Here is a 14,109-nt window from a genome sequence, read left to right on the forward strand (position 1 = left end):
GTTACAGATCTTCCAGAAGCAGCAAATATAGGTTTTTTGTACTACTTCCGTAGCTCATGAAATCCCCTTCTTTGTTGTTCTCAAAATTCTTGATGGTGGTAATATTTGAAGGAATACGGTCTTTATTTTTAAACTTAATGCCTCTTAAGCCCTCTCCAATAGCGTCAACAAGCTTACTGGTAGAGGCAAGGATAACAAAATTATAGGGTAATTCTTTAAGCTTTTTTTCCTTTATTTGGTTGGAAGAAATAAGAATAGACCCGTCATTGGCGATAAGGTATTCGCAGGTGCTAAGAAAAAAGGCTGCTTCGCCCGAATTGGTGAATATTAAATTCTGGTCGGAAAATTTATCCCTTAGATTCTGATCAAAACAACAAGTTTCTTTTTCATACCAATCATTCTCTAACATGATGTTTTCGAATGTTTCTATCAACTCCTCGTTACTCTCGCAATAAAGAAATTTGCCGCCGTTATTTTTAAAGTTGAGCATAAAACGCTCATCGGTAGGGAGTTTAACATCTGGCATATACTTGCTACGGTCAGAATTTTCTACTTTATCCTGACCTTTGTCTGATTTAGATTTAGGGTTCAAAAAATTTCTAAATAGACTCATATAGGTTTGTGATTACTCAAGGTAGCATTTCACCCAAAGGTAAAAAATCTTAACTTACAGATTGGGGTAAGTTAAGATTTTTTACTGCTAAAAGTGTATATTATTTTCCTTCGGAAGTCGAAGCGTCCTGAGCTTCTGAACCTGGTGTGCTGCCGGGAATGGTTTTTTCCGTAACTGTTTCTTCCTGTACGGGCACTTTTTTCTCCTGGCTGTTGCCGTTCATGATCTCGTCACGGCTCTTATAAGGCCTCTTTCCGAAGATCTCTTCCAGGTTGTCTTTAAAGATAACCTCTTTTTCCAGAAGGATCTCTGCCAGCCTTGTAAGCTTGTCTTTATTCTCTTCCAGAAGCCTTATCGCTCTTTGGTACTGCTCTTCAATAAGGTTGGAGATCTCTTTGTCTATTAATTCTGAAGTCTTCTCACTGTAGGGCTTGGTAAAATTGTATTCACTCTGGCCTGAAGAATCGTGATAGGTGAGGTTCCCTACCTTTTCATTCAATCCATACACGGTTACCATGGCACGGGCCTGTTTGGTCACTTTTTCCAGGTCACTTAGTGCCCCGGTAGAAATTTTATTGAAAATCACCTTTTCGGCAGCCCGTCCCCCCAGTGCGGCACACATTTCGTCAAGCATCTGCTCTGGCCTCACAATAAGCCTTTCCTCAGGCAGGTACCAGGCAGCTCCAAGCGATTGCCCGCGAGGTACAATGGTCACTTTTACAAGTGGAGCGGCATGTTCCAGAATCCAGCTAACGGTTGCATGTCCTGCTTCGTGAAATGCAATGGCTTGTTTCTCTTCGGGAGTGATGATCTTGTTCTTTTTCTCAAGCCCCCCTACAATGCGGTCTACAGCATCTAAAAAGTCCTGTTTTCCAACCGCAGTTTTGCTGTTACGGGCAGCAATTAATGCAGCCTCGTTACACACGTTGGCAATGTCGGCCCCAGAGAAACCAGGGGTTTGCTTTGCCATAAATTCTGTGTCCAGCTCGTCGGCCACTTTTTTAAGCGGACGAAGGTGTACTTCAAAGATTTCTTTTCTTTCCCTAACATCAGGGAGGTCTACATAGATCTGTCTGTCAAACCTTCCGGCGCGCATGAGTGCCTTGTCAAGTACATCGGCACGGTTAGTAGCCGCAAGTACAATTACATTGGTGTTTGTTCCAAAACCGTCCATTTCTGTAAGCAGCTGGTTCAGGGTGTTCTCACGCTCGTCGTTAGATCCCGAAAAATTACTTTTTCCACGGGCACGTCCTATAGCGTCAATCTCGTCAATAAAGATAATGGCGGGAGATTTTTCTTTTGCCTGTTTAAAGAGGTCGCGTACTCTCGAAGCACCAACCCCCACAAACATTTCCACAAAATCGGATCCTGAAAGGGAGAAGAACGGAACTTTTGCTTCTCCTGCAACTGCTTTGGCGAGTAAGGTTTTACCGGTTCCCGGAGGCCCAACAAGCAGTGCCCCTTTTGGGATTTTACCTCCCAGGGAGGTATATTTATCCGGAGTTTTTAAGAAATCTACAATCTCCTGTACTTCTTCTTTGGCCCCTTCAAGGCCGGCCACATCTTTAAAAGAAACTTTTACATCGGTATTTTGATCAAAAAGCTTGGCTTTGGATTTTCCGATGTTAAAAATTTGTCCGCCTGCGCCACCGCCGGCTCCACCGCTCATTCGGCGCATAATGAAGATCCAGATTCCAATAATCAGAATAAATGGTAACAGGGTAAGCAGGATATCCCCCCAAACATTTTGATGGGTTTCGAAGACCACCGGGGTGTCAACATTGTTTTCAGCTTTTACCTCTCTTATATCATCTTCAAGGTTTTGCAGGTCTCCAAACTCAAAGGTGTAGGCCGGGGAGTCCCCTCCTGGGAACAACTCATCCTGTACAGCCTGCTGGTGTATATCTTTTGATTTAGCCTCTTCGGTGAGAAAAACTTTAGCCTGGTTGCGGTTAACGATCACCACCTTCTTCACATCTCCCTGTTCCAGGTAGGTGAGGAATTCAGCAGGGTTGGTCTTGGCAGGTTCATTAAACCCGCTGTCACTAAAGAAATTTATTCCCAAAAAAACCAGGATAATAGCAGCATAAATCCAGTATGCACTAAATTTAGGTTTCTTTGGCTCTTTATTTTTAGGTTGCTCTTTGGCCATGCGTTCTTTCTTAACTCTTAATAATTTGTTTCAATTGAAGTGGATTTTGCATCCCCCCAAAGACTCTCAATATCGTAATACTCTCTAATATGCTTCTGAAAAACGTGCACTACCACGCTCACGTAATCCATTAACACCCACTCGGCATTATCTGAACCCTCAACATGCCAGGGTTTGTCTTTGAGTGCTTTACTAACGGTTTTTTGAATGGAATTCACAATGGCGTTCACCTGGGTGTTTGAGGTTCCATTGCAAATGATGAAGTAGTCACAAACAGTATTTTCTATCTCTCTAAGGTCAAGAATGTCAATGTCATTTCCTTTAACTTCTTCGATTCCTTTGATTATGTGTGCTATAAGTATATCGTTGTTAGCTTCTTTTTTTATCATTAAATTTATTTTCTTTGCGCAAAGTTATTACTTTTTAAGGTTTTTGAACCTTGGTTTTCATAACATTTAACGCCTGCATTATCTATCCTTCGTATGCACCTTATCAAAGTTAGTGCCATCAACTCCACAAATTCATTTGCGCGGGAGCTTTTAAAAGAAAATCCTCACCTGCCACTCACCTGTATAGTTGCAAAAAAACAAACACAGGGCCGGGGGCAGCGGGGTACTACCTGGAGTGCCGAAGGTGGAAAAAACCTCACTTTTTCAGTGTTTTTGCCCCGGCCAAATATCAGTCCGGTGCAACAGTTTGTACTTAGTGCCACCATTGCGACTTCTGTGATTTCGGCCCTTGAAAAATTTGAACTGCCACGTTTAAAAGTAAAATGGCCTAACGACATCTTGTCAGCTAATCAAAAGCTGGCGGGAATACTTATAGAAAACATTATTTCTGAAGGAAAAGTAACGGGATCTATAATTGGGGTTGGGCTAAACGTGAACCAGGAAGAATTTGGCGGTTTGCCCCAGGCGGGATCAATGAAGACTGTCACAGGCAAAGAGTTCAGGCTTGAGGAGGTGCTTGATGTGGTGCTTAGGGAGCTTGAAAAAGGATTTTCGGAGCTTTCCGAAGAAAACTCCGAAGAAATTTTAAACACCTATAAAAATGCCCTTTTTCGCAGGTTAGTGCCTTCTACTTTTCGAGATGCCCAAGGCAGCCTGTTCACAGGAATGATCCTGGATGTTAGCCCTTCGGGAAAACTGCGGGTGCAAAGGGAAGAAAAGGAAGAGGTCACTGAGTTTGACCTGAAAGAGGTGAGTCTTTGTTACTAGATCCTGGCCAGGTTCTCTGAAAGGTTAGTGATGAATTTTTTTAGTGGTCCCTTTACCATCATGGCCATCATGGTGTTGAATTTTCCGTGGAAAAACAACTGTGCCTCACTCTGGTTTTCTCCCAAAGGCTGAATTTCAACATCAAGGGAGAAATCAAATTTTTCTGAAGTTGAGCCCAGCTTAATGTATTCGGGTTCGCGGGTTTCCTTTATCTGTAAAGCAATTTCTGGCATTCCTTTAAGGGCAAAGGCAAAAGTATCCTGATTTTTAACCTCAAATTTCTCTTTGCTTTCAGGCATAATTTGCTCGTAATTGCTCACATCGGTGAGGAATGTGAACAATTCCTGCTGATTCTTCTGTACTGTTACTTTGTCACTCTGTAGTTCCATCTTTTATTTTTTCCAGTTCGCCGGGTCGTTTCTCCAACTTTTTAAGAGTTCGCTTTCGGCTTGGTTTATATAATTTGTTTTTAGGGCTACCTCCAGCAAATACTCGTAGTTGCTAAGGGTGTGCAGCTCAATGTTCGCATCTTTAAAATTCTGTTCTGCGGTATCAAAGCCATAAGAAAAGATAGCTAGCATGCCTTTTATCTGAAGCTTGGCATCCTGCAACGCCTTTACGGCATTTAAACTGCTGTTCCCTGTACTAATGAGGTCTTCAATGACCACCACGGTTTGGCCTTCCTCAATTTTTCCTTCTATCTGGTTTTTGCGGCCGTGAGACTTTGCCTCGGGGCGCACGTACGCAAATGGCAGGCTTAAATATTCGGCCACCAGCATTCCTATCCCTATGGCTCCTGTGGCTACACCGGCTATAACATCGGCTTTTCCGTAGAGTTGTTCTACCTGGCGCGCCATGTGTTCCCGTACAAAATTGCGGATTGGAGGATAAGATAAGATGATGCGGTTGTCACAGTAAATAGGAGAGTTCCACCCGCTGGCCCATTTAAAGCCTTGTTGTGCATCTAATTTTATTGCCTTAATTTGCAATAATAACTCAGCAGTTTTGCGAGCCGTTTCCTTGTCTAAAATCATACTGCAAATGTATAAAGTTTTTGTAAATGATATTCCTATTATTCTCTCAACAGAAAAGGATTTGGGGGAGAAGTATGTATCTATTCCGTTAAAAGAAGTTAAATTAAAAAGAGTGATCAAAAAGATCAACAAGGGAAAATGGCTCTACGTTAATCTTTACCACCAAAAAAAAGAGAAGCTGCTAAAACACCTTTTTAAGAAGTTACCTGTGGTTACTGCCGGGGGCGGCTTTGTTCTAAACCCTAAAGATGAGGTGCTTTTTATTTATCGCAACGGCCGCTGGGACCTGCCTAAAGGAAAGGTTGAAAAGAAAGAGAGCATAGAAACCGGTGCTATTCGCGAAGTTGAGGAGGAGACCGGGGTGAAAAACCTCGAGATCTCAAAATTCCTGCAAACCACCTACCACGTGTTCCAGAGAAAAGGCCGTTACCGGCTAAAGGTCACTTACTGGTACGAAATGAGAACCGATTATGACGGCGAGCTCATCCCCGAAGAAAGTGAGGGTATTGAAAAAGTGAAATGGAAAAGCATGGAAAAGGCGCAAAAAGCCCTTCAAAAATCTTATGCCAACATCAAACTTTTGTTCCCTGAAGAAATTTTACCGGCTCACTCTAAAGACGGGATATCGCAAATGTGATTTTTCGTAGTGCTCGCTCTGCTTGTGAATCCAGTCCAGCTGCGCATACCAGCTGGAAGCAAACTCTGGCTCGTTCTTCTTTTTAGCTAAGAACTCATTTTCAATTTCAGGATAATCATCCAGGAATTCCCGTGCGATTTCTTCAAATACATACGGGGAAAAACCTTCTTTTTGCTGCAAAATGCTGTCAAAAAAGTTCCAGTTGAAGAAAGAGTCGGGGGCCTGGGGTTCGATTGTGGCCATGAGGTATTTTCCGGCTTTTTGTTTTATGGGGATAAAAACATCGCCCTGCCTTATGCTCACTTTTTCCCTGCTGCTTTCCACTTCTACATTAGCATGTGGGTAATGCCCTTCATAAGCCGTTGATCTGGTCTCGTAGTTCTTGATGGTGTAGACTTCAACCACCATGCTGGTGTCTTTTTCAAACGGCACCATTTCCACATTATTGAGTTCAAGTAGCTCTAAGACCGGCCACCATGCCTGCGGAACTATATAACCCTGTGGTATTTTTACTTTTTTGGAAGCGGCAAAATTGTCATAATAATCCACCGGCTTAATAAAAGGCCGGGTGGTGTCATATTTCAGCCTTTCAAAACCGGTGACCTCACTGGCTATCCTTTCTGCTTCATATCCTTTGAACTGAAGCTCAGAAACCTTACTGCTGTCTACTTTAAAATCAAATGCATAATTATTCTTTGCCTCAAAGGCTTTAAGGTCCTGCGCTCTAAGTTTTTTTAGGAGTTCGGCGTCTTCATCGGCAATTGCTATCATAGAACGAAGAAAATCATAGGTGCCGTGAACCCTTTTGTCATACGGCTTTAGCATGTGGGTCTCAAGCATCACCCCGGGCGTGTGCCATAGGGCGGCATAACCCGTAGAATATCGAGGGGTATCCAAAAACTGGGTAAAACCTTTTTCGGGAACCTCATTAAAAACATTCACGTAAGGAGTTATCTCCCAATCCTTGTTTTTCAAGGCTGCTTCAAGTGCAGGTTTGAGGTTTTTGTTGACATAATTTCCCAGGGCGCCGCCCATCTGGTCGTGCTGTGTGAAAAGGTGGGTAAGGGTGTACTGGTAATCGGCCCCGTTACTTACGTGGGTGTCTATAAAAAGATCGGGGTCTACTTTATGGAAGATCTCGTAAAAACTGCGGGTGTTGCGGGTATCGGCTTTAATGAAATCGCGGTTAAGGTCATAATTCTGCGCATTTCCGCGGAAGCCGTAAGCTTTTGGGCCATTCTGGTTGGTACGGGTGAAGGAGTTGCGGTTTAGCGCCCCGCCCACATTGTAGACCGGGATGGCCGCAATTACCGTATTTTCGGGAAGAGCGATAGAATCCTGGGCCAAATCCCTAAACAGCATCATGGTGGCGTCAATCCCGTCGCTCTCGCCCGGGTGAATGCCGTTGTTGATCATCACAACAGCATGATCTTCGCGCAGGCTCTCAAAATCGAAAGATTTACTGCGGCTGTAGGTTACCAGGTGCAGCGGTTCGCCACTGTCAGTCTCGCCAATCTGCTCCAGTTTAATGCTGGGGTAAACGGCGGCCAGGTCTTCATAAAAATCTATGATCTGGGGGTAGGTTGCAGTCTCTGTTCCTCCCGATTCTTCAAAAACAGTGGTGAAATCGTAATCCTGCTCCAGGATGTAGTTCGAAAAATCGCAGGAGCCAAGGCCCATGGCAATAAATGCCAAAACCAGTATTCTTTTCATGCAGGGAATTTTAACCGGGGTAAACTTAAAGAAAAACTTCAAAAACATAAAGTAATGCTAAGAATAAACAGGGTTTTCCATAACATGAGAAAAAGCTTAAATTCGTAAACGCCTTTTCTTCGGAAGTAAAAGCGGTCAAAAATGCCCTTTTTGGCAGCCTGTTCCGGTCACTAAATAAGTTAATATCTTGAAAAAACATTTACTCCTTGTATTCGCCATTTTTTTCTTCGGAAAGCTTTCTGCACAACAGATAAGCGGAAAAGTGGCTGATGCCTTCAGCAATAAACCCCTCAAAAATGTCAAAATTACTTCGGAAGATTTTTCTGAAACTGTTTTTACAGATGCTTCAGGTGCGTTCTCACTTTTGGTGAAAGGCCTGCCTGTAAACCTCATTTTTGAAGCCCCGGGTTATGGCCGGATGAGCCTGCAGGTCGATGCTGCTTCCGAAGAAATTTTCGTAGTCCTTGCTCCTTCCGAAGGTTCCCTGTCTGAAGTTGTGCTGCGAAGTACCATTATTCCGCAGGAATTACTGGAAACCCCCGCCTCGGTTGCAGTATTGAGCGAAGAGGAGCTGCAAAGGTTTGACGAAACCAATGTGATGCAGAATATTAGTACGCTGCCCGGGCTTAACGTGCACCAGGGGGCTTTAAACACCAATAAAATGAGCATTCGCGGGGTGGGCGCCCGCTCGCAGTACAGTACCAACCGGGTGAAGGCGTATTTTATGGAAATTCCCATCACCAGTGCCGAAGGGGAAACCACGCTCGATGATCTCGATCCTGCCGCGCTTGAGCGAATAGAAATTATTAAGGGCCCTACTTCTAGTATTTACGGGGCCGGGCTTGGAGGAGTGGTCACCCTTTTTCCTGCCCGTGCCATGGAGCAGGGAACAAGGGCCAGGGTAAAAAGCACTTTTGGCGATTACGGACTTTTTCGTGCTACGGCCCGCGCATCCCACGCCTCCAAATCGGCTAAGCTTACAGCCACCTATAACCACGTGGAAACCGATGGCTGGCGGGATAATTCGGCTTATGACAGGGATTCTTTCAACCTTTTTGGACAGGTGCTGGCAGGAAAACGCGGAGAATTGTCGGTCCTCGGGAACTTTGTGCGTTTAAAAGCCTTTATTCCGAGTTCTTTGAACCGCGAAACCCTGCGCACAGAGCCTTCTTCGGCGGCTTTTAACTGGGCTGCGGCCCAAGGTTATGAGTCTTACGACAAAGCTTTGCTCGGCTTTTCCTATCAATATCGTTTTTCTGAAGTTTTTTCCAATGTTACCAGCGTTTACGGAAGCTTCAGGGATGCCTATGAGCCAAGGCCGTTTGACATCCTCAATGAAGGGCAGTCGGCCCTTGGGGCCAGGACAAAATTCGGTCTTGAAAAGGACATTTTTGGAGCCCCCGCGCAGGTGAGTTTTGGCGTTGAATTCTACAACGAGTGGTATGATACTGCCACTTTTGAAAACCTGTACGAGCAGTTTGAAGACCGGGGCAGTGTGCCCGGCGAATACCTGAGCCATAACGAGCAGGACAGGCGTTATTACAATATTTTTCTTCAATGGAACCAGGAGGTGACTTCAAGGCTTAAACTGGAAGCAGGATTAAATTTGAACGCCACTTCATACGAGCTGAGCGATCTTTATGAGGCTGACGAGGTAGACCAGACGGGAGATTACAGTTTTGAGGAAGTCTTTTCCCCCAGGATTGGTGCCGTTTACACAGTGGCGCCGGGCAAAAATTTATACGCTTCGGTAAGTCATGGTTTTTCTACCCCCACCGTGGCAGAAACCCTTACTCCTGAAGGTTTGATTAACACCAATCTCAAGCCCGAGACCGGGATTAATTACGAATTGGGCTTCAAAGGCAACTTTTTGAACAACCGACTCTATGCTGAAGTTGCCGCATTTTCGATCCAGGTGGAAAACCTGCTGGTAGCCGAGCGTGTTGCCGAAGACCAGTACATTGGCCGCAACGCCGGAAAGACCGATCATAACGGAATAGAATTTCTGCTGAACTACAATTTCCCGATTTCAACAACTGTGCGGGCGCGAACATTTGTCAATGCGGCTTATAATTCTTTTGAATTCGATGAGTTTGTAGATGAAGAGGAAGATTTTTCGGGTAATGAGCTGCCGGCAGTGCCGGGGGAAACCGTTAATGCGGGGCTGGATATTGTTACTTCTTTCGGGTTAACCTTGCGCAGCACCTATCAATTTGAGGGGGAAATGCCTTTGAATGATGCAAATACCGAATTTAGAAAACAATATGATCTCCTGCATTTCAAACTGGCCCTGGAACCGCTGGAAATGTTCAATACATTAACAAATCAGCACTGGGATCTGGAAATTTTTGGGGGTGTGAACAATGCGCTTGATGAAAATTATGCAGCTTCGGTCATCCCAAATGCTGTAGGTTTTGGCGGTAATGCCCCCCGCTACTTCTATCCAGGAATGCCACGGAATTTTTATGGAGGCTTGGCAGTTGGATATAAGTTTTAGGTCAACTAAACAATATTGAATATTCAATATTCAATATGAAATATTCCTTAATCCTTATTCCTTGATACCACATCGGGCACCATAAAGTGATAGTCTCCGCCGTTGCGAATTACGTCGCGAACAACGGTTGAAGAAATATGGCTTTTTCCGGAGGAAGTAATAAAGAAAAGGGTTTCTACTCCGCTCATTTTAAAGTTGGTCTGGCCAATGCTCTTTTCAAATTCGAGGTCAATGGCATTGCGCAGGCCTCTAAGAATGAATCCGGCGTTTTGTTCCCTGCAAAAATCCACTGTCATGCCTTTGTAAGTCATCACTTTGATCTTTGGCTCGTCTTTAAAGGTCTCTTCCAGAAACCCCAGCCTGTCTTCAAGCGAGAACATGTATTTTTTATCGGAGTTGATGCCAATTGCCAGGATAATCTCATCGAATAAAGGTAATCCGCGGTTAATGATGTCAACATGTCCCAAAGTAATGGGGTCAAATGAACCGGGAAAAACTGCTGTCTTCATGCTGAAAAAATTTAGTCTAAAATAGGCATTTTTGGATACCTAGACTTTTAAGGCAGCTTCAATAGCACTGCCAAACAGCTCTTTTAAGGAAATTCCCGCTGCCTGTGCCTGCTGCGGAAGTATACTCGCTTCACTTAAGCCCGGGTTGGTGTTCATTTCAATAAAATGTGGCTCGTTGTTGTGGAAAATGAATTCTGATCTTGAAAAACCTTTCATCTTCAGCTTTCGATAGATCAATTTGGCGATCTCCTGAACTTTTTTCGTTTGTTCTTCTGAAATTCGGGCAGGGGTGATCTCCTGGGATTTTCCGAGGTACTTGGCTTCATAGTCAAAAAACTCATTTTCAGAAACAATTTCGGTGACCGGCAGCGCGAGGATCTCGTCGTTGTGAGTGATCACTCCAACCGAAACTTCGGTGCCATCAAGAAAAGATTCGATGATGATCTCATTATCTTCCTTAAAGGCAAATTTGGTGGCGGGAATGATTTGATCCCGTGATTTCACTTTGGTGATCCCAAAGCTGCTTCCGGCTTTATTGGCTTTCACAAAGCAGGGCAAACCAACTTTTGCAATTATTTCATCGGGATCAACCTCATCTCCTTTATCGACAAAGTAATTTTCAGCAGTTTTAATTCCGAAGGGTTTGAGCACGCTAATAAGGTCCCTTTTATTAAAAGTGAGTGCCGACTGGTAGAAATCGCAGGAAGTCTGCGGGATGTCAAGCAGCTCGAGATAGGCCTGTAAAAGTCCATTTTCGCCCGGAGTTCCGTGAATGGTGTTAAAAACACAGTCGAAAGTGATTAACTGCCCATCTATGGTAACCGTGAAATTGCTGCGGTTAATGGGGTAAGGCGTGTCATTTTCCCCAATCACAAACCATTCTTTTTGCAGGATATGCACCCGGTAAGGGTTGTATTTGCTGCGATCGAGGTTCTTGTAAACTATATTCCCGCTGTTTATTGAAATACGGTATTCGCTGGAGAAGCCGCCCATGGCTATGGCTACATTTTTCTTCATAATTAAATATCGCCCTAATATTTGCGTTAGCAAAAGTAGCGACTAATAAATGAATGTCTGCAAAACCACCTGATTTTATATCTTTGCCTTTTAAAATAAACTATGAGTTTCTTCCGATTTCTATTTAGCAAAACCTTTCTGATTCATTTGGTTTTGGCTGTATTTGCGGTAGTTTTGATCGCCTTTATTATACTTCAATGGCTTGATTTTTCTACAAATCAGGATCAAAGGATCACCGTGCCCAACCTGGAACGCCTATCTTTAGACCGGGTTGATGAACAACTTTCGGAACTCGACCTGCGCCGGGAAATCCTTGATTCGGCCAATTACAACCCCGATTTTCCGCCGTACTCTGTGATAGATCAGGTGCCGCTTCCGGGGAAAGAAGTAAAGGAGAACCGAAAAATATATCTCACCTTGAACCCTTCAGGATTTACAAAAGTTGAAATTCCTGAAAATTTAATCCGAAGAACCCGCAGGCAGGTGGAGCCAACCCTGCGTTCGCTGGGGTTTGAAATAGGAACCATTACCTATAAACCCGATGTTGCCAAAGATGTGGTGCTCGAAATGCGCCATCGTGGCCAGCTGCTCGAACCAGGAATGAAACTGATGAAGACTTCTAAGATTGACCTTGTGCTTGCCGATGGCTCCAGGAGGTATGGAATGGAAGAAGAGGATAGTACCGCAACCGCACAAGACCCAATTTTGAACGACCTGGAAGACGAAGAATATGATTTCTGAAAATAATAATCCCGAGCCCGAAGACAATGATGACGACCTGTATGAACATCACAGGTTTGTAGCCGATAAAGGCCAGCAGCCCCTGCGAGTGGACAAGTTCCTGATGAATTACATCGAAAAAGCCACTCGTAATAAAATTCAGACGGCAGCTAAAGAGGGAAATATACACGTTAACGAGGTTCCGGTAAAATCAAATTACAAAGTGAAGCCGGGGGATGTGGTGCAGGTGTTGTTTGAGCATCCGCCTTATGAATTCCTGCTCACGCCAGAGGATATTCCGCTGGACATTGTTTATGAAGACGATGCACTTCTCATTGTGAATAAACCTGCCGGAATGGTGGTACATCCCGGTCATGGCAACTACAGCGGTACACTTATTAACGCGCTGGTATACCATTTCGAAAACTTGCCGCAAAACAGCGATGAACGCCCGGGGCTTGTACACAGGATAGATAAAGACACCAGCGGCCTGCTGGTTATTGCAAAGACCGAAAAAGCCATGACCAAACTGGCAAAGCAGTTCTTTGACAAAAGCAGCGAGCGCGAGTATATAGCTCTTGTTTGGGGGAATGTGGAAGAGGATGTAGGTACGGTGGAAGGCAATATTGGACGTCACCCCAAAAACAGGCTACAAAACACGGTATACCTTGGTGAAGATGAAGATAAGGGAAAACCTGCGGTAACACATTTTAAAGTGCTTGAAAGGCTGGGTTATGTCACCCTTGTTTCCTGCCAGCTTGAAACCGGCCGTACCCATCAAATCAGGGTGCATATGAAACACATTGGCCACACGCTCTTTAACGACGAGCGTTACGGCGGTGACAAGATTTTGAAAGGAACAACCTTCACCAAATACAAACAGTTTGTAGACAACTGCTTTAAGGTGCTGCCAAGGCAGGCGCTGCACGCCAAAACCCTTGGCTTTAAACATCCCGAAACTGGTGAGTGGATGAGGTTTGATTCTCCCATCCCACAGGATATGCAGGACTGTATAGAGCGCTGGCGAAACTATGCCAAAAATCAAAAGGAATTCATCGACGAATAAGCTTTTTTGATACACCTATCAAAAGGAATAAACGATCCCGGCAGGAAATCTTGTCGGGATTTGATATTTTTGAGGAGTAATAAAAATTTCTCAAGAGAATTTCCATGAAAATAGTTGTATCGCCCGCCAAAACACTCGACTACGAATCTAAATTACCCACAACCAGAGGAACCCAGCCCTCATTTCTCGAAACCACAGCCGGCATTAACCGGAAGCTTTCGCGCATGTCAAAAAAAGAGATCGGCGAACTCATGAGTATCAGCGATAAACTGGCCGATCTTAATTACAGTCGTTACCAGCAATTTTCTGAAGAACATACCAAACAAAATTCCCGGCCTGCGGTCTATGCTTTTGCCGGAGATGTTTATACAGGTCTTGATGCCTACACCATTCCTTCTGAAAAGATCGATTTTATGCAGGATTCTTTGCGGATCCTTTCAGGTTACTACGGAATTTTAAGGCCGCTGGACCTTATTCAGCCGTACCGCCTCGAGATGGGAACATCCTTGCTGGTAGGCCGTAAGAAAAACCTCTATGAAATCTGGCAGGAGAAGGTGACAGCTTATTTGAACGAAGAGCTTAAAGAAGATGAACTTTTTGTAAACCTGGCGAGCCAGGAGTATTTCAAGGCCATAGATACTTCACACCTGAAAGTGCCGGTAATTTCTCCGGTGTTTAAAGATTACAAGAACGGCAAGCTGAAGATCATCAGTTTTTTTGCAAAAAAAGCACGGGGTTCTATGGCCAGATTTCTTATTGAGTCTGAAGCCCAGACACTTGAGCAGCTCAAAGCCTTTGATGTGGATGGCTACAGATTTTCGGCTGAAGAAACCTCTAATGAGAACGAGCCGGTTTTTACGAGATAGCTTCAGCAGCAGGAAGTGTTAAAGTATTTAAAAAAGCGGTGAGACACCGCTTTTTTCTTTTTAATTTC

General features: G+C 44.2%; 14 protein-coding genes. 6 read left to right on the plus strand and 8 right to left on the minus strand.

Features of this window, described 5'->3' with window-relative positions; translation table 11 throughout:
- Position 1: 1 nt before the first annotated feature.
- The 3 genes from JRG66_RS10620 to rsfS form a co-directional block, all read right to left on the minus strand.
- Complete coding sequence (locus JRG66_RS10620) at positions 2-613, minus strand: LUD domain-containing protein (RefSeq protein ID WP_265162744.1); 612 nt, start codon at positions 611-613, stop codon at positions 2-4.
- Between the two features lie 100 nt (positions 614-713).
- Entirely contained in the window at positions 714-2,765 is a 2,052-nt protein-coding gene (gene ftsH / locus JRG66_RS10625) for an ATP-dependent zinc metalloprotease FtsH (protein ID WP_265162745.1), read from the minus strand.
- Positions 2,766-2,782: 17 nt separating this feature from the next.
- A complete protein-coding gene (rsfS, locus tag JRG66_RS10630) occupies positions 2,783-3,154 on the minus strand; it encodes a ribosome silencing factor (protein WP_265162746.1) in 372 nt (123 codons plus the stop codon).
- A 93-nt stretch (positions 3,155-3,247) separates the two neighbouring features.
- On the opposite strand from rsfS, the gene JRG66_RS10635 reads away from it, so the two are divergent.
- Positions 3,248-3,982: a biotin--[acetyl-CoA-carboxylase] ligase gene (locus tag JRG66_RS10635; RefSeq protein WP_265162747.1), complete on the plus strand. Its 735-nt coding sequence runs from the start codon at positions 3,248-3,250 to the stop codon at positions 3,980-3,982.
- On the opposite strand, the gene JRG66_RS10640 is transcribed toward JRG66_RS10635, so the two are convergent.
- Positions 3,979-4,371: an SRPBCC family protein gene (locus tag JRG66_RS10640; RefSeq protein WP_265162748.1), complete on the minus strand. Its 393-nt coding sequence runs from the start codon at positions 4,369-4,371 to the stop codon at positions 3,979-3,981. The genes JRG66_RS10635 and JRG66_RS10640 overlap by 4 nt on opposite strands.
- A gap of 3 nt (positions 4,372-4,374) precedes the next feature.
- Entirely contained in the window at positions 4,375-5,016 is a 642-nt protein-coding gene (gene pyrE / locus JRG66_RS10645) for an orotate phosphoribosyltransferase (protein ID WP_265162749.1), read from the minus strand.
- Positions 5,017-5,023: 7 nt separating this feature from the next.
- Here pyrE and JRG66_RS10650 point away from each other — a divergent pair, with 7 nt between their 5' ends.
- On the plus strand, positions 5,024-5,653 hold the full coding sequence (locus tag JRG66_RS10650; protein ID WP_265162750.1) for an NUDIX hydrolase: 630 nt from the start codon (positions 5,024-5,026) through the stop codon (positions 5,651-5,653).
- Here JRG66_RS10650 and JRG66_RS10655 read toward each other — a convergent pair.
- On the minus strand, positions 5,615-7,366 hold the full coding sequence (locus tag JRG66_RS10655; protein ID WP_265162751.1) for a M14 family metallopeptidase: 1,752 nt from the start codon (positions 7,364-7,366) through the stop codon (positions 5,615-5,617). The genes JRG66_RS10650 and JRG66_RS10655 overlap by 39 nt on opposite strands.
- A 187-nt stretch (positions 7,367-7,553) precedes the next feature.
- Between JRG66_RS10655 and JRG66_RS10660 the strand changes: the two genes are divergently transcribed.
- The gene (locus tag JRG66_RS10660) at positions 7,554-9,863 is read left to right on the plus strand and encodes a TonB-dependent receptor domain-containing protein (RefSeq protein WP_265162752.1); all 2,310 of its coding nucleotides are present in this window, start codon (positions 7,554-7,556) and stop codon (positions 9,861-9,863) included.
- A gap of 47 nt (positions 9,864-9,910) precedes the next feature.
- Here the strand turns inward: JRG66_RS10660 and coaD are convergent, their stop codons facing one another.
- The gene (gene coaD, locus JRG66_RS10665) at positions 9,911-10,372 is read right to left on the minus strand and encodes a pantetheine-phosphate adenylyltransferase (RefSeq protein ID WP_265162753.1); all 462 of its coding nucleotides are present in this window, start codon (positions 10,370-10,372) and stop codon (positions 9,911-9,913) included.
- Positions 10,373-10,411: 39 nt separating this feature from the next.
- Positions 10,412-11,389: a D-alanine--D-alanine ligase gene (locus tag JRG66_RS10670; RefSeq protein WP_265162754.1), complete on the minus strand. Its 978-nt coding sequence runs from the start codon at positions 11,387-11,389 to the stop codon at positions 10,412-10,414.
- 153 nt (positions 11,390-11,542) lie between these two features.
- On the opposite strand from JRG66_RS10670, the gene JRG66_RS10675 reads away from it, so the two are divergent.
- From JRG66_RS10675 to yaaA, 3 genes are all read left to right on the plus strand, one after another.
- Positions 11,543-12,130, plus strand: coding sequence for a PASTA domain-containing protein (locus JRG66_RS10675; protein WP_371875308.1), 588 nt, complete (start codon positions 11,543-11,545; stop codon positions 12,128-12,130).
- On the plus strand, positions 12,120-13,175 hold the full coding sequence (locus JRG66_RS10680; protein WP_265162756.1) for an RluA family pseudouridine synthase: 1,056 nt from the start codon (positions 12,120-12,122) through the stop codon (positions 13,173-13,175). The genes JRG66_RS10675 and JRG66_RS10680 overlap by 11 nt, the downstream gene beginning before the upstream one ends.
- 104 nt (positions 13,176-13,279) lie before the next feature.
- Positions 13,280-14,041 (plus strand): peroxide stress protein YaaA, encoded by a 762-nt coding sequence (gene yaaA / locus JRG66_RS10685; RefSeq protein ID WP_265162757.1) that lies wholly within the window; start codon positions 13,280-13,282, stop codon positions 14,039-14,041.
- Positions 14,042-14,109 lie beyond the last annotated feature (68 nt).

The sequence above is a fragment of the Salinimicrobium tongyeongense genome, assembly GCF_026109735.1.
GTDB lineage: Bacteria > Bacteroidota > Bacteroidia > Flavobacteriales > Flavobacteriaceae > Salinimicrobium > Salinimicrobium tongyeongense.

Bases quoted from the DNA above. Each gene is read 5' to 3' on its own strand.
- JRG66_RS10620 (WP_265162744.1), bottom strand. From the start codon at position 613: ATGAGTCTATTTAGAAATTTTTTGAACCCTAAATCTAAATCAGACAAA.
- ftsH (WP_265162745.1), bottom strand. From the start codon at position 2,765: ATGGCCAAAGAGCAACCTAAAAATAAAGAGCCAAAGAAACCTAAATTT.
- rsfS (WP_265162746.1), bottom strand. From the start codon at position 3,154: ATGATAAAAAAAGAAGCTAACAACGATATACTTATAGCACACATAATC.
- JRG66_RS10635 (WP_265162747.1), top strand. From the start codon at position 3,248: ATGCACCTTATCAAAGTTAGTGCCATCAACTCCACAAATTCATTTGCG.
- JRG66_RS10640 (WP_265162748.1), bottom strand. From the start codon at position 4,371: ATGGAACTACAGAGTGACAAAGTAACAGTACAGAAGAATCAGCAGGAA.
- pyrE (WP_265162749.1), bottom strand. From the start codon at position 5,016: ATGATTTTAGACAAGGAAACGGCTCGCAAAACTGCTGAGTTATTATTG.
- JRG66_RS10650 (WP_265162750.1), top strand. From the start codon at position 5,024: ATGTATAAAGTTTTTGTAAATGATATTCCTATTATTCTCTCAACAGAA.
- JRG66_RS10655 (WP_265162751.1), bottom strand. From the start codon at position 7,366: ATGAAAAGAATACTGGTTTTGGCATTTATTGCCATGGGCCTTGGCTCC.
- coaD (WP_265162753.1), bottom strand. From the start codon at position 10,372: ATGAAGACAGCAGTTTTTCCCGGTTCATTTGACCCCATTACTTTGGGA.
- JRG66_RS10670 (WP_265162754.1), bottom strand. From the start codon at position 11,389: ATGAAGAAAAATGTAGCCATAGCCATGGGCGGCTTCTCCAGCGAATAC.
- JRG66_RS10680 (WP_265162756.1), top strand. From the start codon at position 12,120: ATGATTTCTGAAAATAATAATCCCGAGCCCGAAGACAATGATGACGAC.
- yaaA (WP_265162757.1), top strand. From the start codon at position 13,280: ATGAAAATAGTTGTATCGCCCGCCAAAACACTCGACTACGAATCTAAA.